Annotated in this window: 14 protein-coding genes and 4 pseudogenes; 13 read left to right on the top strand and 5 right to left on the bottom strand. The window is 66.0% G+C overall.

Annotation, left to right across the window (positions count from 1 at the left end; genetic code table 11):
• From ACQB61_RS21285 to ACQB61_RS21320, 8 genes and pseudogenes are all read left to right on the top strand, one after another.
• Positions 1-792: pseudogene (locus ACQB61_RS21285) on the top strand (regulatory protein NosR); the annotation flags it as partial.
• Positions 705-1,046: pseudogene (locus tag ACQB61_RS21290) on the top strand (4Fe-4S binding protein); the annotation flags it as partial. The pseudogenes ACQB61_RS21285 and ACQB61_RS21290, both read left to right, overlap by 88 nt.
• Before the next feature lie 336 nt (positions 1,047-1,382).
• Positions 1,383-3,335, top strand: coding sequence for a TAT-dependent nitrous-oxide reductase (gene nosZ / locus ACQB61_RS21295; protein ID WP_430514615.1), 1,953 nt, complete (start codon positions 1,383-1,385; stop codon positions 3,333-3,335).
• Position 3,336: 1 nt separating this feature from the next.
• Positions 3,337-4,680, top strand: a complete 1,344-nt coding sequence (locus ACQB61_RS21300; RefSeq protein WP_430514452.1) for a nitrous oxide reductase family maturation protein NosD — start codon at positions 3,337-3,339, stop codon at positions 4,678-4,680.
• Positions 4,649-5,478, top strand: a pseudogene (locus ACQB61_RS21305) (ABC transporter ATP-binding protein). Before ACQB61_RS21300 ends, ACQB61_RS21305 begins: the two are co-directional and overlap by 32 nt.
• Before the next feature lie 88 nt (positions 5,479-5,566).
• A complete protein-coding gene (locus ACQB61_RS21310; protein ID WP_430514453.1) occupies positions 5,567-6,388 on the top strand; it encodes an ABC transporter permease in 822 nt (273 codons plus the stop codon).
• Positions 6,385-6,981 carry a nitrous oxide reductase accessory protein NosL gene (locus ACQB61_RS21315; RefSeq protein WP_430514454.1) on the top strand — a complete coding sequence of 199 codons (597 nt, stop codon included), beginning with the start codon at positions 6,385-6,387 and terminating at the stop codon, positions 6,979-6,981. Before ACQB61_RS21310 ends, ACQB61_RS21315 begins: the two co-directional genes overlap by 4 nt.
• Positions 6,982-6,994: 13 nt before the next feature.
• Positions 6,995-7,939 carry an FAD:protein FMN transferase gene (locus ACQB61_RS21320; RefSeq protein ID WP_430514455.1) on the top strand — a complete coding sequence of 315 codons (945 nt, stop codon included), beginning with the start codon at positions 6,995-6,997 and terminating at the stop codon, positions 7,937-7,939.
• Positions 7,940-7,967: 28 nt separating this feature from the next.
• Here the strand turns inward: ACQB61_RS21320 and ACQB61_RS21325 are convergent.
• Positions 7,968-8,957 (bottom strand): annotated as a pseudogene (locus tag ACQB61_RS21325) (NnrS family protein); the annotation flags it as partial.
• A complete protein-coding gene (locus ACQB61_RS21330; protein ID WP_430514456.1) occupies positions 8,854-9,207 on the bottom strand; it encodes an NnrS family protein in 354 nt (117 codons plus the stop codon). The pseudogene ACQB61_RS21325 and the gene ACQB61_RS21330, both read right to left, overlap by 104 nt.
• 222 nt (positions 9,208-9,429) lie before the next feature.
• Here ACQB61_RS21330 and ACQB61_RS21335 point away from each other — a divergent pair, with 222 nt between their 5' ends.
• The 5 genes from ACQB61_RS21335 (at position 9,430) to ACQB61_RS21355 (ending at position 13,175) form a co-directional block, all read left to right on the top strand.
• On the top strand, positions 9,430-10,128 hold the full coding sequence (locus ACQB61_RS21335; RefSeq protein ID WP_430514457.1) for a helix-turn-helix domain-containing protein: 699 nt from the start codon (positions 9,430-9,432) through the stop codon (positions 10,126-10,128).
• A gap of 111 nt (positions 10,129-10,239) precedes the next feature.
• A complete protein-coding gene (locus ACQB61_RS21340; RefSeq protein WP_430514458.1) occupies positions 10,240-10,488 on the top strand; it encodes a DUF2249 domain-containing protein in 249 nt (82 codons plus the stop codon).
• Between the two features lie 145 nt (positions 10,489-10,633).
• Positions 10,634-11,848 carry a cytochrome c oxidase accessory protein CcoG gene (gene ccoG / locus ACQB61_RS21345; protein WP_430514459.1) on the top strand — a complete coding sequence of 405 codons (1,215 nt, stop codon included), beginning with the start codon at positions 10,634-10,636 and terminating at the stop codon, positions 11,846-11,848.
• A gap of 480 nt (positions 11,849-12,328) precedes the next feature.
• Entirely contained in the window at positions 12,329-12,904 is a 576-nt protein-coding gene (locus ACQB61_RS21350) for a cytochrome c oxidase subunit 3 (RefSeq protein WP_430514460.1), read from the top strand.
• 4 nt (positions 12,905-12,908) lie between these two features.
• The gene (locus tag ACQB61_RS21355; protein WP_430514461.1) at positions 12,909-13,175 is read left to right on the top strand and encodes a cytochrome C oxidase subunit IV family protein; all 267 of its coding nucleotides are present in this window, start codon (positions 12,909-12,911) and stop codon (positions 13,173-13,175) included.
• Positions 13,176-13,179: 4 nt separating this feature from the next.
• Here ACQB61_RS21355 and ACQB61_RS21360 read toward each other — a convergent pair whose 3' ends face one another.
• The 3 genes from ACQB61_RS21360 to ACQB61_RS21370 are packed head-to-tail and all read right to left on the bottom strand — an operon-like array spanning position 13,180 to position 16,465.
• On the bottom strand, positions 13,180-14,028 hold the full coding sequence (locus ACQB61_RS21360; protein ID WP_430514462.1) for a ChaN family lipoprotein: 849 nt from the start codon (positions 14,026-14,028) through the stop codon (positions 13,180-13,182).
• Positions 14,025-14,720: a hypothetical protein gene (locus ACQB61_RS21365; protein ID WP_430514463.1), complete on the bottom strand. Its 696-nt coding sequence runs from the start codon at positions 14,718-14,720 to the stop codon at positions 14,025-14,027. Before ACQB61_RS21365 ends, ACQB61_RS21360 begins: the two co-directional genes overlap by 4 nt.
• Positions 14,717-16,465, bottom strand: coding sequence for an ABC transporter ATP-binding protein/permease (locus tag ACQB61_RS21370; protein ID WP_430514464.1), 1,749 nt, complete (start codon positions 16,463-16,465; stop codon positions 14,717-14,719). Before ACQB61_RS21370 ends, ACQB61_RS21365 begins: the two co-directional genes overlap by 4 nt.
• Positions 16,466-16,468: the final 3 nt, after the last annotated feature.

Below are 16,468 nucleotides of genomic sequence, written 5' to 3' on the forward strand. Positions count from 1 at the left end.
GCCCTGCTGCTGGCCGCCAGAGGCCGCTATTCCTTCAAGGGCTCGGGCTACGTGCGCGGCGGCATCTTTGACCGGGTGCATCTGATCCAGGGCGACATGTCCGTCCGCTTCCACGACAAGGACCACAAGCGCGCAGGCCCGCTGGCCCTTGCCGGTGCGCCGGAGCTGAGCGAGCGCGACATCTTCCGCATTCCGGCAAACTCCGGCTTCAACCCGGCAGAGCCCTTCCGCATCCAGCTGCTGGTACAGCGCAACGTGGGGCCGATCGAGAAGCTGTTCACCACCTTTGATCTTGGCTGGCAGCCCCCGGCGGCCTTCGTCAAGACGCTCAGCCCCGCCCCGTCCGAAAGCCCGGCAGTATCCACGCCCGTGGCCTTTGATACACCGCAGGCAGGCATTGATGACGAAGCCAGCGCCAAGGCGCAGCTGTGGCAGCGCATCTGGCGCGGCAAGACGCTGGAAATCGCCGGTGTCACCATCATGCTTGCAGTGCTGACCTTTGCCTTCTTCTTCCAGACCTTCCTCACCCGGTCGGCGCGGGTGACCCACTGGTTCCGGATGGGCTTCCTCACCGTGACGCTGGTGTTCCTCGGCTGGTACGCCAATGCGCAGCTGTCGGTGGTCAACATCTTCGCGCTGGCAGCTTCGGTGAAGTCCGGCTTCACCTGGGAAGCGTTCCTGCTGGATCCGCTGACCTTCATCCTGTGGTTCTCGGTGGCCGCTGCGCTGATCTTCTGGGGCCGGGGGCCTACTGCGGCTGGCTGTGCCCCTTCGGCGCGCTGCAGGAGCTGACCAACCGCATCGCCCGTGCCTGCCGCGTGCCGCAGATCACCCTGCCCTGGGGCCTGCACGAGCGGCTGTGGGCGGTGAAATACATCGTCTTCCTCGGCCTGTTCGGCGTCTCGCTCGCCTCTCTGGAGCAGGCCGAGCATCTGGCAGAGATCGAACCGTTCAAGACCGCCATCGTGCTGAAGTTCGCGCGCGGCTGGCCCTTCGTCCTCTATGCGGGAACGCTGCTGGTGGCCGGGCTCTTCGTCGAACGTTTCTACTGCCGCTACCTGTGCCCGCTGGGCGCTGCGCTCGCCATTCCGGCCCGTATCCGGATGTTCGACTGGCTGAAGCGCTACCACGAGTGCGGCAACCCCTGCCAGACCTGCGCCAACACCTGCCCGGTGCAGGCCATCCATCCGACCGGTGAGATCAACCCCAATGAATGCGTCAACTGCATGAATTGCCAGGTGCTCTACCAGTCCGAAACGAGATGCCCCGTCGTCATGCGCAAGCTGAAGCGGCGGGCAGCGGCCGGCACGGGCGAACGCCCGGCCCCGTCCGAGGGCCACAAGCCCGTGATCAACACGCCAAGCCTGAAAAAGGACAAGCTCATGTCTGATGCGAATGAAACCGGCGGCCTTACGCGCCGCCAGCTGATGGGCGCCACCGCCGCAGGCGGCGCGGCCCTCGGATCGGTTGCCGTTGGCGCCGTTGCCCTGACGGCCGGCGGCTCCGGCGCACTTCTGGCCGGAACGGCCCCTGCCGCAGCCGCCACCGGCGGCGGCGCAGCCAGCGGCCATGTCGCGCCGGGGGAACTGGACGAATATTACGGCTTCTGGTCTTCCGGCCAGACGGGCGAGATGCGCATTCTGGGCCTGCCGTCCATGCGCGAGCTGATGCGCGTGCCGGTGTTCAACCGCTGCTCGGCCACCGGCTGGGGCCAGACGAACGAGTCCCTCAAGGTCATGACGGAAAACATGACCGAAAGGACGAAGAAGTACCTCGCCGCCAACGGCAAGAAGGTTCACGACAACGGCGACCTGCACCACGTCCACATGTCCTTCACCGAAGGCAAGTACGACGGCCGCTTCCTGTTCATGAACGACAAGGCCAACACCCGCGTCGCCCGCGTGCGCTGCGACGTGATGAAATGCGACAAGATCCTCGAAATCCCCAATGCCAAGGCCATCCACGGCCTGCGCCCGCAGAAGTGGCCGCGCACCAACTATGTCTTCGCCAATGGCGAGGATGAGGGCCCGATGGTCAATGACGGCAAGATCCTCGACGACCCGTCCCAGTACGTGAACTTCTACACCGCCATCAACGCCGACGAGATGACCGTGGCCTGGCAGGTGATGGTGTCGGGCAACCTCGACAACACCGATGCCGACTATGACGGCAAATATGCCTTCTCCACGAGCTACAACTCGGAAATGGGCATGAACCTTGCCGACATGACCAAGTCCGACCGGGACCATGTCGTCGTCTACAACATCCCCGAGATCGAAAAGGGCATTGCCGCCGGCGACTATATCGAGCTGAACGGCGTCAAGGTCATCGACGGCCGCAAGGGCAAGAACAAGAACTACACCCGCTACATCCCGGTGCCGAACAACCCCCACGGCTGCAACATGGCCCCGGACAAGATCCACCTGTGCATCGCGGGCAAACTGTCGCCGACCGTTACCGTGATCGATGTGCGCAAGCTGGATGACGTGTTCTACAAGGACGCAGACCCGCGCTCGGCCGTCGTGGCCGAACCGGAACTGGGCCTCGGGCCGCTTCACACCGCCTTCGACGGCAAGGGCAACGCCTATACGACGCTCTTCCTCGACAGCCAGGTCGTGTTCTGGAACATCGAAAAGGCCGTGCGCGCCTTTGCGGGCGAGAAGGTCGATCCGATCATCTCCAAGACGGATGTGCACTACCAGCCGGGCCACAACTCCACCTCCATGGGCGAAACGCTGGAGGCGGACGGCAAGTACTACATCTCGATGAACAAGTTCTCCAAGGACCGCTACATCAACGTCGGCCCGCTGAAGCCGGAGAACGAGCAGCTCTTTGCCATCGACGGCGACAAGCTGACCCTCATCCATGACGGGCCGACCTTCGCCGAGCCGCATGACTCCATCATCGTGCACCGCTCTCTGGTGAACCCGCTGCATGTGTGGGACCGCAACGATCCGTTCTTTGCCGATGCCCGCAAGCAGGCCGAGGCCGATGGCGTGGACCTCGACTATGCGGCAGACGTGATCCGCGACGGCAACAAGGTGCGCGTCTACATGCACTCGGTCGCCCCGGCCTTCAGCCTGGAGACCTTCACCGTGAAGGAGGGCGATGAGGTGACCGTCTATGTGACCAACATGGACGACATCGAAGACCTGACCCACGGCTTCTGCATGGGCGACCATGGCGTTGCCATGGAAGTGGCGCCGCAGGCGACCGCCTCGGTCACCTTCACCGCCGCCAAGCCCGGCGTCTACTGGTACTACTGCCAGTGGTTCTGCCATGCGCTGCACATGGAAATGCGCGGCCGCATGTTCGTCGAGCCGAAGGGGGCCTGAGATGCGGCGCGGCCCGGCACTTCTCCTGCTGGCGTTCTGCCTTGCTGCGGCCCTTCCGGCGGCAGCGGAAACGCGGCGGGTTGCGCCCGTGCCGGGCGCGCTGCCGCAGGCAATCGCCGGGGCCAGCCCCGGCGATATCCTCGTGCTGGAGCCGGGAGACCATCCCGGCCCCGTCACGCTCGGAATCCCGCTGACACTGCAAGGCGAACCGGGCGCACATCTGTCCGGCGATGGCACCGGCAACACGGTGACCATCACCGGCCCGGATGTAACCGTCACGGGCCTTGCCATCAGCGGCTCGGGTAATGATGCCACGGATATCAGCAGCGGCGTCTTTGTGGCGCAGAGCGCGCGCAACGCAAGGATCACGGACAATCTTCTGACAGGCAACCTGCACGGCATCACCCTGCACGGAGCGAAGGACAGCCTTGTCAGCGGCAACCGGATCGAAGGCCGCCGCAGCGGCCATGTCAACGACCGGGGCAACGGCATCTATGTGTGGAACGCGCCGGGCACCATCGTGGAAGGCAACGACATCCGCTGGGGGCGAGATGGCATCTTCGCCAATGCCTCGAAGCAGAACATCTTCCGCAACAACCGCATGCGGGACCTGCGCTTTGCGGTCCATTACATGTACACCAACAACAGCGAAGTCTCGGGCAATGTCTCCATCGGCAACACGCTCGGCTATGCGCTGATGTTCTCCAACAGGATCACCGTAACGGGCAACCAGTCGCTGGCCGACCGGCGCCATGGGCTGATGCTGAACTATGCCAACAACGCGGTGGTCTCCGGCAATCTGGTGCGCGGACTGCGGACGGAGAAATGCACCTTCATCTACAACGCCCACAAGAACCGCATTTCCGGCAACCGTTTCGAAGGCTGCGAGACCGGCATCCATTTCACCGCCGGATCGGAACGCAACGTCATCACCGGCAATGCCTTCATCGCCAACCGCACCCAGGTGAAATATGTCGGCACGCGGCATGTGGAGTGGAGCGAGGCGGGACGGGGCAACTACTGGTCCGGCCACACGGCCTATGACCTCAACGGCGACGGCATCGCCGACAGCGTGTTCCGCCCCAACGACTTGATGGACCACATTCTCTGGTCCCAGCCCTCCGCTGCGCTTCTGCTCGGATCACCAGCGGTGCAGCTGGTGCGCTGGAGCCAGCAATCCTTCCCCGCCATCCTGCCCGGCGGGGTGACCGACAGTGCGCCGCTGACCCGGCCTTTCACCATTCCTGTAACGCCGGAAAACGCCGCGCTCGAACAGCGCGCGCTTGAAGACGCCAGCCAGAGACAGCAAGCCGATGACGATCCTGAAGATCTCGCAGCTCACTAGAACTTTCGGGCCGCTCACCGCCCTTGCCGCCGTCAGCCTAGAGGTGGCGCAGGGCGAGCGTGTGGCCCTCACCGGCCACAATGGCGCCGGCAAGACGACCCTGATGAAAACCGTGCTCGGGCTTCTGGCCCCGGCAGCGGCACGGTGACGGTGGATGGCCACCAGCCCGGCAGCCAGCACGCCCGGGAGGCGACGGCCTATCTGCCGGAGAATGCCGCCTTTCACCCGGCACTGACCGGGCGCGAGCAGCTCGGCCTTTATCTGCGCCTGCGCGGCGAGCCTGCCGCCAAGGCCCCTGCCCTGCTGGAGCGGGTGGGGCTGGCGCAGGCGATGAACCGGCGCATCGGCACCTATTCCAAGGGCATGCGCCAGCGCGTCGGCCTGGCTCAGGCGCTGATCGGGCGGCCGAAGCTGATGGTGCTGGACGAACCGACCAGCGGACTGGATCCGGTGTCGCGGCAGGAATTCTACGCCATTCTGGACGATCTGGCGCGGGAGGGCACCGCCATCCTCCACTCCTCCCACGCTCTCACGGAAGTGGAAGCGCGGACGGACCGGATCGCCATCCTGTCGCAAGGGCAGCTGATGGCCCATGACACGCTGGCGGCCCTGCGGCTTGCCGCCCGCCTGCCCTTGCGCTTCCACCTCACCCTTGCGCCCGGCCAGCGGGAAGCCGCGATGGCGGCGCTGACCGGAAGACTGGCAGAGGGGAGATGGCCGCAGAAGCCGGGAACGGCGGCAGCCGGCTGGACCTCATCTGCCCGCCGGAGCGCAAGCTTGCCGTGCTGCGGGCCGTGACGGAGCTGGGCGCTCTTGTGGAGGATGTGGACATCATCCCGCCCAGCCTTGAGGACATCTACACCCATTTCAGCAAGAGGAGCGAGGGATGAGCCGCCTTGCCGCCGCCGCTTCGGCGGAATTCCGCATCGCCCTGCGCAACCGCTGGGTTGCGGTTGCCATGGCCATCATGGTGCTGTTTGCCGGCGTTCTTTCGGCGGCGGGCTCTGCCCCGATGGGGGAGCTGGGCGCGGACCGGCTGAGCGTCACCGTCGCCAGCCTCACCTCGCTGAGCGTCTATCTGGTGCCGCTGATCGCGCTGCTCATGTCCTTTGACGCGATTGCCGGAGAGGTGGAGCGCGGCACGCTGGCCCTGGTGCTGACCTATCCGGTCAAGCGCTGGCAACTGGTGGCGGGCAAGTTTGCCGCCCACCTTGTCATTCTCGCGCTGGCCATTGCTGCCGGTTATGGCATTGCCGCCGCCATGGCTTTTTCCGGCGGCATGGACGCAGTGAGAGGCCTTCCCGCCCTGTGGCGGCTGACGTGGACCTCGCTGCTGCTGGGCGCGGTGTTTCTGGGGGCAGGCTACACGGTGTCCGCTCTGGCGCGGCGGCCCGGAACGGCGGCCTCGCTGGTCATCGCCCTGTGGCTCATCATGATCGTGCTCTACGATCTGGCGCTGCTGGCAGGGGTGGCCGCCGATGACGGCGGGGTCTTCACCACCCGCATCTTCCCGCTGGCGCTGCTGGCCAACCCCGCCGATGCCTTCCGCCTGTTCAACCTTGCCTCCTCGCAGGCCATCGCCGCCGCCTCCGGCATCAGCGGCGCAGCCGGGTCCATTCCAGCGGTTCAACCGCTCCTCTCCCTCGTTCTCTGGGCCTTTGCCGCCTTTGCCGCAGCCATCGCCGCCTTCCGGAGGATCACCCCATGACCCGCCAGACATGTTCCCGCCGGACACGTTCCCGCCAGCGCCTTTCCCTGGTGTTTCTCCCCCTTGCCCTGCTTCTGGCGGCCTGCCAGCCGGAAGCCGCCACCCAGCCGCCGGAACCGGTGGCGATGACAGCCACATCGCTCGGCCACTATTGCCAGATGAACCTGCTGGAACATCCCGGCCCCAAGGCGCAGGTGCATCTGGCGGGCATGGACGGCAAGCCGCTGTTCTTCAGCCAGGTGCGTGATGCCATCGCCTATCAGCGCATGCCCGAGCAGAGCGGTGTCATCACCGCCATCTATGTGAGCGACATGGGCGCGGCCGAAAGCTGGGACACGCCGGGCGCGGACAACTGGATCGCCGCAGATACGGCCATCTATGTCACCGGCGCAAAAGTGCAGGGCGGCATGGGTGCGCCGGAACTGGTGCCCTTTTCCAGCCGCGAGAAGGCCGAAGCCTTTGCCGCCGCGCAGGGCGGCGGGCAGCTGGTGACACTCACGGATATCCCGGACGGGGACGTTCTGGCGCCGGTGGACTTTGCAACAGACGCGGACGGCAACTTCCTGCCGCCGGAAAATGCAACGCTGAACTGAAGGAGACGGGACCATGACCGCCCTGTCACGCCGCCGCTTTCTCACCATCTCCGCCAGCGTGGCCTCTGCCGCGGCCCTTTCGGCACACCCGGCACTGGCCGCAGCCTCCGCCGTGCCCGTCAGCACATGGCGCGGCACGGCCATCGGCAGCGCCGCCCGCATCACCCTTGCCCATCCGCAGGCCGGAAGCCTGTTCACGGGCATCGAGGCGGAACTGGACCGGCTGGAGAATATCTTCAGCCTCTACCGGTCCGGCAGCGCCCTTTCCCGGCTCAACCGTGACGGCATTCTGAGGGACCCGGCGCCGGAATTGCTGGAATGCCTGAGCATTGCCGGCGGGATGTGGCGGGCAACGGAGGGCGCCTTCGACCCAACGGTCCAGCCGCTCTGGGCCGCCTATGCGCGGGCCTCGGTTGAAGGCAGAACACCGGATGCCGGGGAGCTGGCGCAGCGCCTTGCCTTTACCGGCTGGCCGCTGGTGGAACTGGAGGCAGACGCCATCCGCCTGACCCGCAAAGGCGCGGGCCTGACGCTCAACGGCATCGCCCAGGGCTATATCGCCGACCGGATTGCCGCATGGCTGAGCGGCGAAGGCCTGACGGATATCCTGATCGACACCGGCGAGATCCGCGCACTCGGCGGGCAGCCCGGCGGCGGGGACTGGGACGTGACGCTGGCCGGAAACCGGGGATCACACAGGCTGCGGGAGCAGGCACTGGCCACCTCCGCGCCACTTGGCACCACTTTCGATCAGGCAGGAAAAACGGGGCATATCCTTGATCCTCGCACGGGCCTGCCCGCCCGGCAGGACTGGGCGCAGGTCAGCGTCACCGCCCCGGCCGCTGCCCTCGCCGACGCGCTCTCCACCGCCTTCTGCCTGATGAACCGCCAGGAGATTGATGCGGCCCTGAAAGCCGTTCCTTCGGCCCGTCTTGTGGATCTCGCACCAGGGCGCTGAAGGCCGGATGCGGCACGGGGCCGGTTACGGCTGGCCAGTAGGCCATGATGAAAAGACCCCAGCCGAGCGCCCAGGCCAGCGCAGCACCTGCAAGGTTTGCCTCCCACGCGGCGGCCTGCGCACACAGCCGCAAGACGGCCGAAAGCTGGATCAGGGCAAGGCTGCAGGCCATCAGCGGTGTCATGACCAGACGGCCCTTGCGCCGCTGCATGGAAGGGCGCAGCATCACCGCCATCATCATGCCGCCCATGGCGCCGATGGCCAGGGCATGGCGGCCCGCCGCAGGCCCGGCCATCTCCGGCCACCAGGAGGCAACCGCCTGCAGCAGGAAAGCGGCCGGTATCCACGCATAGGCCACATGCAGCCACAGCAGCGCAGGATAGTGCCGGGTTTTGACTGTCCGCCACCGCAGCACCGCGGCAAACATGAGGCCTGCCGCAGCAAGCTGGAGCCACCCCGCCGCAACCGGCCAGTCAGCTGCTTCCAGCAAGCCTGCGGCGGCGATGGCGGGCAGAAGAGGCATGGCCGCGAGCGGTTTGGGCAGCCGTCCACCGGAAGATGACCGGGAGAGCCAGGCCGCCGTGAAAGCGGGCACGGCGCGGCCACCGGTGTAAGCAAGAAGCAGAACCATCGGCAGCATCATGACGGACGGCGGCAGGCTTGCGGGGCTGGTAAAGCCAGCGGCCAGTGCGCCAGCCGCCATGGCCGCCATCAGGCCCACTGCGATCCAGCTCCGCCCCGGCACTCCGCCGCTGGTGCCTGTTCGGGCAAGCGGCACGGCGAGAGCCAGGGCAACGAAGAGGAAGTAGAGGGCATTGGCAAGACCCGTGATCCTGTCAGCCTCCGGCTGGCCAGTCAGCACCTGAAGGCACCCGGCCCCCGCGCCAGACACCACAGGCCCGCAGCCGCAAGCGTCAGCCCCGCCGGACAGCGCCACCCCTTCGCCCAGGCCGGAAGGGACGTGAGCAGATACCCCCGGCAGCACCGCCCGCGACACCCTGCACCAGCTCCCTTGCATGCCAGATCGCGCGCTCCGGCACCCCTCCGGGCGGAAGCAGCCAGACAAGGGGAACGCAGGCCGCCCAGAGAGCCGCCAGAAGAAAGAGGATCTGGCAAGGCGCCTGCAGGACAGACACCCGCCGCAGAGAACACCGCGAGACGCGGGCGGGCCCATCATCAATCGGGGCGTTTGGCTCACAAGCGGACATGTCCTGCGGGACCTGCAAAAGGGGAAACCGAACCGGCCAGATCCAGTCAAATCCGGCCATGCAGGGGATCTATCAGGCATTGCGTCTCCGCAATTTGCCCTGGCGCAAGAAGGAGGAACACACGTCCCCTTTTGCCGCAGCGCCGCTCTTCCCCTTCACGGAGGAGAGGGGTTGGCGCTTGACTGGCAGGCCGTTGTAAACACTGCCCGGATGACTGCAATTGAATGCTTGATAAATGTCATTCCATATGATGAAGTGACCTCACTTGCATGAAGGCGCGTCATGAAATCCCACTATATTGACGAAATCCGGCAGCTGGACCTGTTTCGCGGCATGCGGGACGACAGCTTCGAGGCCTTGATGCGCGGGGCCTATGTGCACTCGTTTCCCCCGCTGGTGGAGATGATCCGCGAAGGCGAGATGAGCGACTTCCTGCATGTGGTGATGGACGGCAGCGTCGAGCTTTTCGCCTCATGGGGAGGCAAGGACACCACGCTCAACATCGTGCGGCCCGTATCCACCTTCATTCTGGCCGCAACGATCCGCAGCGCGCCCTATCTCATGTCCGCCCGCACGCTGGAGCGTTCGCGCATCGTCATGCTGCCATCCGAGGATGTCCTCAAGGTTTTCGACGATGACACCGGCTTTGCCAGAGCCGTGGTGGTGGAACTTGCCACCTGCTTCCGCCACTCCATCAAGCACACCAAGACGCTGAAGCTGCGCACCTCGCTGGAGCGGCTGGCCAATTACGTGTTGCAGGAAAGCATGGGGCGCAACGGTGTGGACGCCTTCAGTCTTAACATCGAAAAACGCAAGCTGGCCTCCCTGCTCGGCATGACACCGGAGAATCTCTCCCGCGCTATCAAGGCCCTGACGGAACATGGTGTGCTGATCGAGGGCAGCCGTGTGGTGATCGAGGACATGCCGGGCCTGACGCGCTTTGCAAGGCCCACGCCGCTGATCGACGATCCCACCTCCTGATCCGGCCCTTCCCGGCCCTATCCCGTTGCAAGTTTGTGCCCGCACAAAGAAGCGGTGCCCCGGCGCTGTCAGGATCTGCCTGATCCTGCAAGACAGCGCCCGGAGCCCCTCATGCCCGCCAATTCCATCGCCGGAACCATCCCCGCCATTGACGTCTGCGGCCTGCCCTGCGCCATCCGCCGTGCACTTGCCTGCGAAATGTTCGACGCCCTTCAGCCCGGCGGCTTTTTCGAACTCGTCAACGACCGCGACCCCTCGCCCCTCAAGGCGCAGCTTGCGCAGCGGTCCGTCGCGCGTTTCACCTGGGATACTCTGGAAGACGGTCCGCAGATCTGGCGGGTGCGGGTCGGCAGGCCATGACCTATCAGATCATTCCGCCCATCACTGGAAAGCCAATAGCTGCAAGGCCAGCCCGGCCGCAGAGCCCGGCCGCCGCAAACGGGGGCGCGTCATTCCGCAGGCGGTCAAGGGCAAGTTCCGCACGCTGAAATGGCGGCTGCTGGTCTTGTGCCTTGCCGTCTATTACGTGCTGCCCTTCCTGCGCTGGGGGCGCGGGGCCGGTCAGCCGGACCAGGCGGTTCTGTTTGATCTGGCCAATGTGCGCTTCTACGTCTTCTTCATCGAGATCCGGGCACAGGAGCTTTATTACCTCACCGGCCTTCTGGTGCTGGCAACGCTCGTTCTGGTGCTGATGAATGCGCTGGCCGGGCGTGTCTGGTGCGGCTTCTTCTGCCCGCAGACCATCTGGACGGACCTGTTCCTGCTGGTCGAACGGAAGTTCGAGGGCGACCGCCGCCAGCAGATACAGGCCCTGAAGCAGCCGCTCACCCTTTCGAGGCTCCTGCGCAAAACGGCCAAGCACGTTGTCTGGCTGGGCATTGCGGCGGCCACGGGCGGTGCTTTCGTGCTCTATTTCGCCGATGCGCCCACCCTGCTGCGCAGCCTTGCTTCGGGCGAAGCGCCGCTGCTGGCCTACAGCATGGTGCTGACGCTGACCTTCACCACCTATTCCCTCGCGGGCCTTGCGCGGGAAAAGGTCTGCACCTTCATGTGCCCCTGGCCCCGCCTGCAAGGGGCGATCTGGGATGCGCAGGCGCTGACGGTGAACTACCGCCCGCAGCGGGGCGAGCCGCGCATGTCGGCCAAAAAGGCCGTGACCGCCCGCGAGATGGGCCTTCCGGCGGGCGATTGCGTTGACTGCAATGCCTGCGTTGCCGTCTGCCCCATGGGCATCGACATCCGGCAGGGGCCGAGCATTGCCTGCATCAACTGCGGCCTGTGCGTGGATGCCTGCGACAGCACAATGTTCCGCCTCGACCGGCTGCGCGGGCTGATCGACTACGAAAGCTGGACCAACATCGAACGGGAGATGCAGGGCAAGGAACGCCAGCCCGTCCGCCTGCTGCGGCCCAAGGTGCTGGCCATTGCGCTGGCCGCGCTGGCGCTGGCCGCAGGCATGGCCATTCACCTGTCAGAACGCGCCACGCTGGCCCTTGCCGTGATCCACGAGCGCACGCCCGCCGCCGTGCAGCTCAGCGATGGCCAGATCCGCAATGCCTATGAGGTGCGGATCACCAACACCACGGGCGAACCGGCGCTGATCCGCCTGTCTGTCACGGGTGCCGCCCCGCTCACCCTCGCCTCCCCGGTCTGGAGCCGGACAAAGACGGCAGCCTTGCCGCCGGTCTTGCCGCCAACGGCAGCCGCAAGCTGCGGGTGACGCTGACCGCAGGGCCAGAGCTTGCCGGCGACATCCGCTTCACCCTGCAGAACCCGGCGAACGGCGAGGAAACGGCAACGGAGAGCCGGTTCTTCCTGCCGTGAGCTGTGTTTGCATTAGAGGCAGTGAGGCATTCGGCCTGTGGCACGGCCTATCTGTCCTCCTCCCCTTGAGGGGCAGTGTTTACATTGGACGCACGGAGGAGGAATGAACCTTCGTTTTGCTGCAGCGCCCCTCTCCCCCTTGAGGGGAGATGTCTGCGTTAGCAGACAGAGGGGGTGGCAGCGCTTCATCACAGCATCACCTCTCATATGACCGGATAGTCCATTACCCCCTCTGCCCCCTGCCGGGGGCATCTCCCCCTCAAGGGGGAGAGGAACTGGTGCCTGACTGGAAGTCCGTTGTGAATAATGCCCCTCAAGGGGAGGGGGACAGATAGGCCGTGCCGGGTCAACAACAACCGACGCCGTGAGCGGGAACATGAAAGCCCATCCGATGCCCCACCCGTCAACCACAGCCCCACAGGAGCAGGAAGACCTCGAAGGCCTGCCCGGCAACGTGCTGATGTGGATCTTTATCCTCGGCGATGTTGCGGTGTTTGCCCTGCTGCTGGGTGGCTTTGGCGTGGCAAAGCTGCTGAACCGCGAGGCCTTCCTTACCGGGCAGGCGCAGCTTTCCGGCACTGCGGCGCTGCTGGAGACCTTCGCGCTCATCCTCAGCGGCTGGCTGGCGGCCATAGCGGTGGAGCGCCAGCGCCTGGGCCGCAGCATCCGGCCCTTTCTCGCCGGTGCCATCGGCTTCGGCAGCCTGTTTCTGGTGTTCAAGGCGGGCGAATATGCGCAGAGCCTTTCAGCCTTCAGCTACGAGGAGACTTTCGCGCAGATCTACTACCTGCTGACCGGCTTCCACGCCCTGCATGTCATCCTCGGGCTGGTGCTGCTGCTGGTGTCTTTCGCTCGCTCACAGGCGCAGCATCTGCCGGATTTTGTCCGCTACTGGCATTTCACCGACATCGTGTGGCTGCTGATCTTCCCCACGGTCTATATCCTGAGGTGATGCGATGAGAGCCCTGCACATCAGCGCGGCCGCACTTCTCGTGCTGACCGCCCTTTCCCTCCCCATCATCGCTCTCCCCGCAGGCGCCCTGCCCGCCAGCCTTGCGCCGCTGCTCTTCGCGCTCACCTTCGTCAAGGTCATGACCGTGCTGCTGGTCTTTGCAGAGCTGCGTCACGCCGGGCGCGGCTGGCAGGTGGGGCTTGGGGGCGGCTTCGCCCTTCTCCTCGGCGTCCTCCTCACGCTGCATCTTCTCGCCGGTTATGTAGGGTGAAACCTCACACCTCCTGCGGATCAAGGCAGAAGAGGGCATGGGCGAGGCCCGCAGCGGGCGGGGCGGCATCCAGATGCGGCAGCAGGACTTGCGTGCCGCTGACGCCAAGGTCCGCCAGCTGGGCGGGGGTGCCGTGGCCGAATTCCAGATGCCCGCGCCCGATGATGCCGATCACCAGCGGCGGCTCCGGCTGGTTGCGGAGGGCAGCGATGCGGCAGGCGAAGGATCTGTCCCACACCTGCTGAGCACGGACGAAGCGGTCGAAGGCCGGATCTTCAGGGCTGGCCGCCTTGCGGTTGGGCGAGCCGCCGCCGGTGATGGAAAACAGATACTGACGGTAGGCGGGCGTGGCCGGCACGGCGGGGGTCAGCCCGTCGCGGTCTTCTTCCGCGATGGCCTCCCAGCCCTCCTTGCCCACCTCGCTGACCAGCGCCCTGCGGCAGTTGAGCCCGTGCATGGGGATGGCGAACTGGCGGCAGAAGCGGAACAGCGGCAGGTACAGCTCAGCCGGAAAGCCCCAGACCGTGCCCCATTCCGCCTGTTCCAGAAACTCCGCCTCGCTCAGCTCCCCGGCCACCCAGCGGGCCAGAACCGGATCGAGCCTTGCGGGAAACATCTCGAAGCCCATGACAATATCAGGCCGCAGGGCCAGAAGCCCGGCGGCCACATGCAATTGCCAGCGGTGCTGGGCCGCCTTGTCGTGCCGCTCACCCAAAAGGACGGCAGGCGCGGAAGCTGCACGGCGCAGCACCTCCTGATGGCTGGCTTGCACCGCGCCTTCAGGCCCGCCTTCTGGCCCATCCGCTGGCGCCAGCCAGACGCCGGGACGGACGGGGGAGGATTGCACGCTCATGCAGCGGCCTCCGGCAGGCGGATGGCGAGCGCACCTGCTTCGCCGCCCGCGCCAAGCGCATGCTGCCAGCCGTCCGCCTCTCTCCAGCCTCTGACGCTGCCGGCCTGCAGATGCAGGTGGAAGTGGCTGGTGATGATGTTGAAATAGCCGCTCATCGGGCGGATGGACTCCACCGGGCCGGTCCATTTCTGGCTGATGGCCGGTGTTTCGAAGCGGATCACCGCCGCGCCCTGGCCCGTCAACGCCTCCAGAAAGACACCGCCTGCGTCGCCATCCTCTACCGCTTCCGGCCCCGCCGGTGTGCCGGGATGTTCCGGACGCAAGGACGGCAGGCGCGGGAAGGCGGCAAGCGCGGCAGCAAAGGGCGCTTCGCCTTCCATGCCGGTCACCGAGAACAGCACACCGCCGTCAGAGCCCAGAAAATCAAGGCGCGGATAGACCTTGTCCTTCATCACGGAGGAGGTGTCGAAATCCACCGCCTTGATCAGCGGAAGGCGGATCTCGCTGTCATGGCAGGCGCCTTCGATGCGCAGCAGATCCCTTTCGCGCACCACCCGCTCCACCGGCCCGATCCGCTCGTGCAGGCTGCCGCCAGACCGCACGATCACCATCAGCCGGTCCATCTCCGGCAGCAGTGCCAGAACGGCGGCGGGTGCAGCGTCAAGGCGGTGGCGTTTGATCTCTTCACTCATGCAAGGGCTCCTGTGGCGGATAATTCAGGCTCCGGGCGGGTATAAGCGTCCGGGGCAGTCAGATGCAGGGTCACGTAGTCCCCCAGCGCTTCGGGCGGACGGTGGGCGGCGCAGATGATCGTGGCACCGGGCAGCGCCGCCCGCAGCCGGGCCAGCAGATCCACCTCGCTGCGCGCGTCGAGCGCGCTGGTCGCCTCGTCCAGAATGAGCACGGCCGGCCGGTGGATGAAGACCCGCGCCAGGGCAAGGCGCTGGCGCTCGCCCATGGACAGGCCCGCAAAGCCTTCCGCCCCCGGCAGATCCAGCGCGGCAAGCTTGTGGCCGAGACCCACCTCTCTCAGTGCCGCCTCGATGGCCTCGCGGCCCACCTCCTCCGGCTCCAGCGGATAGCTGGCGGCATGAGCAAGGCCCTCGGGGAAGACACGCGGGGCCTGCGGCAGCACAAGGCGCGGCCCATCGGGCATTGAAATGCGGCCCTCGCCAAAGGGCCAGAGGCCGGAAAGCGCCGCCAGCAGCGTGCTTTTGCCCACCCCCGATGGCCCGGCCACCCAGAGGCACTGGCCGGGGCGCAGCGCCACATCGGGAACCGGCGCCAGCCGCATGCCCTGCGGGGTGGAGAGCGCCACGCCGCGCAGCGCCAGGCCGCCGCCGGGGGCAGGCCCCCATGTGACCGCCTGCGGCACGCCCTCCAGCGTCTGCGGATGGCGCGCCAGCGCCAGCAGGCCATCCAGACGCTCCGACACGGCGACGAACTCCGCCAGATCCCGGTAGGAGAAGATGAACCAGCTCAGCGTCGTTGCGGTGGTCGAGAAGGCCTGCGCCAGCTGCATCAACCCGCCGAGGGTCAGGTTCCCGGCGAAATAGACGGGCAGCGCCAGAAAGGTGGGAATGCGCAGGATCGTTTGCACATAGGGCCGGACGAACAGGCCGAGGATGACTTCGGCGCGGATGAGCCGGTGCCAGTTGCAGCGGACTTCACCGAACCTGCGCTCAAGGCGGCGGCGTTCGGCTTCTTCGCCGGAGGACTGGGCGATTTCATCGGTGCCTTCGCGCAGCTGCACCAGCGCATGGCGGAAATCCGCCTCGCGCCGCTCCTGCTGGAACACCAGCCCCTTCACCGGACGGCCCAGCAGGTGGGTCATCAGGCTCGACACCGCCACGTAGAGGAAGGCGGCCCAGACCATGTAGCGCGCGATCTCCACATCAACACCGAAGAGCGTGAAGCTGAGCGGAACAGCCGAGAGCGACCACAGCACCGCCACATAGGAGACGAGCGCCACCAAATTGGAAATCACGTCCAGCGTTTCGATGAGCAGCCGCTCGATGAACTTGCGGCAGTCTTCGGCAATGCGCTGGTCCGGATTATCTACCGGCTGCGCCGAAAAGCCGGGGCGCAGATGCCAGTAGGCCTTGTTGGCGAGCCAGGCATCCAGCACGCAAGCCGTCAGCCGCTCGCGCAGGCGCATCTGCAGCCGCTTGCGCAGCCAGTCGCTGGTGATGAAGCAAGCGGCCGAGGCTGAAATCAGCAGGGCAAAATGACCGACCTGAATCAGGGCCTGCGCTGCATCCCGCTGTTCCAGCGCGTCATAGAAGGCCTTTTGCCAGTCGATCAGCTGCACCGACACCCAGACGGCGGCAAATTGCAGGCCGAGAACGACCGCATAAAGGACAAGCGCCACCGGCGCGCCGGGGCCCGACGCGGCAAGCCGCGTCAGACGGTAAGTCCGGGCAAGAACTGCGCGCATGGG

The organism is Pannonibacter phragmitetus (assembly GCF_050510895.1).
GTDB lineage: Bacteria > Pseudomonadota > Alphaproteobacteria > Rhizobiales > Stappiaceae > Pannonibacter > Pannonibacter phragmitetus_B.

Coding starts and splice junctions, on each gene's coding strand:
- nosZ (WP_430514615.1), top strand. CDS start 1,383: ATGTCTGATGCGAATGAAACCGGCGGCCTTACGCGCCGCCAGCTGATG.
- ACQB61_RS21300 (WP_430514452.1), top strand. CDS start 3,337: ATGCGGCGCGGCCCGGCACTTCTCCTGCTGGCGTTCTGCCTTGCTGCG.
- ACQB61_RS21310 (WP_430514453.1), top strand. CDS start 5,567: ATGAGCCGCCTTGCCGCCGCCGCTTCGGCGGAATTCCGCATCGCCCTG.
- ACQB61_RS21315 (WP_430514454.1), top strand. CDS start 6,385: ATGACCCGCCAGACATGTTCCCGCCGGACACGTTCCCGCCAGCGCCTT.
- ACQB61_RS21320 (WP_430514455.1), top strand. CDS start 6,995: ATGACCGCCCTGTCACGCCGCCGCTTTCTCACCATCTCCGCCAGCGTG.
- ACQB61_RS21330 (WP_430514456.1), bottom strand. CDS start 9,207: ATGGCCGGATTTGACTGGATCTGGCCGGTTCGGTTTCCCCTTTTGCAG.
- ACQB61_RS21335 (WP_430514457.1), top strand. CDS start 9,430: ATGAAATCCCACTATATTGACGAAATCCGGCAGCTGGACCTGTTTCGC.
- ACQB61_RS21340 (WP_430514458.1), top strand. CDS start 10,240: ATGCCCGCCAATTCCATCGCCGGAACCATCCCCGCCATTGACGTCTGC.
- ACQB61_RS21350 (WP_430514460.1), top strand. CDS start 12,329: ATGAAAGCCCATCCGATGCCCCACCCGTCAACCACAGCCCCACAGGAG.
- ACQB61_RS21355 (WP_430514461.1), top strand. CDS start 12,909: ATGAGAGCCCTGCACATCAGCGCGGCCGCACTTCTCGTGCTGACCGCC.
- ACQB61_RS21360 (WP_430514462.1), bottom strand. CDS start 14,028: ATGAGCGTGCAATCCTCCCCCGTCCGTCCCGGCGTCTGGCTGGCGCCA.
- ACQB61_RS21365 (WP_430514463.1), bottom strand. CDS start 14,720: ATGAGTGAAGAGATCAAACGCCACCGCCTTGACGCTGCACCCGCCGCC.
- ACQB61_RS21370 (WP_430514464.1), bottom strand. CDS start 16,465: ATGCGCGCAGTTCTTGCCCGGACTTACCGTCTGACGCGGCTTGCCGCG.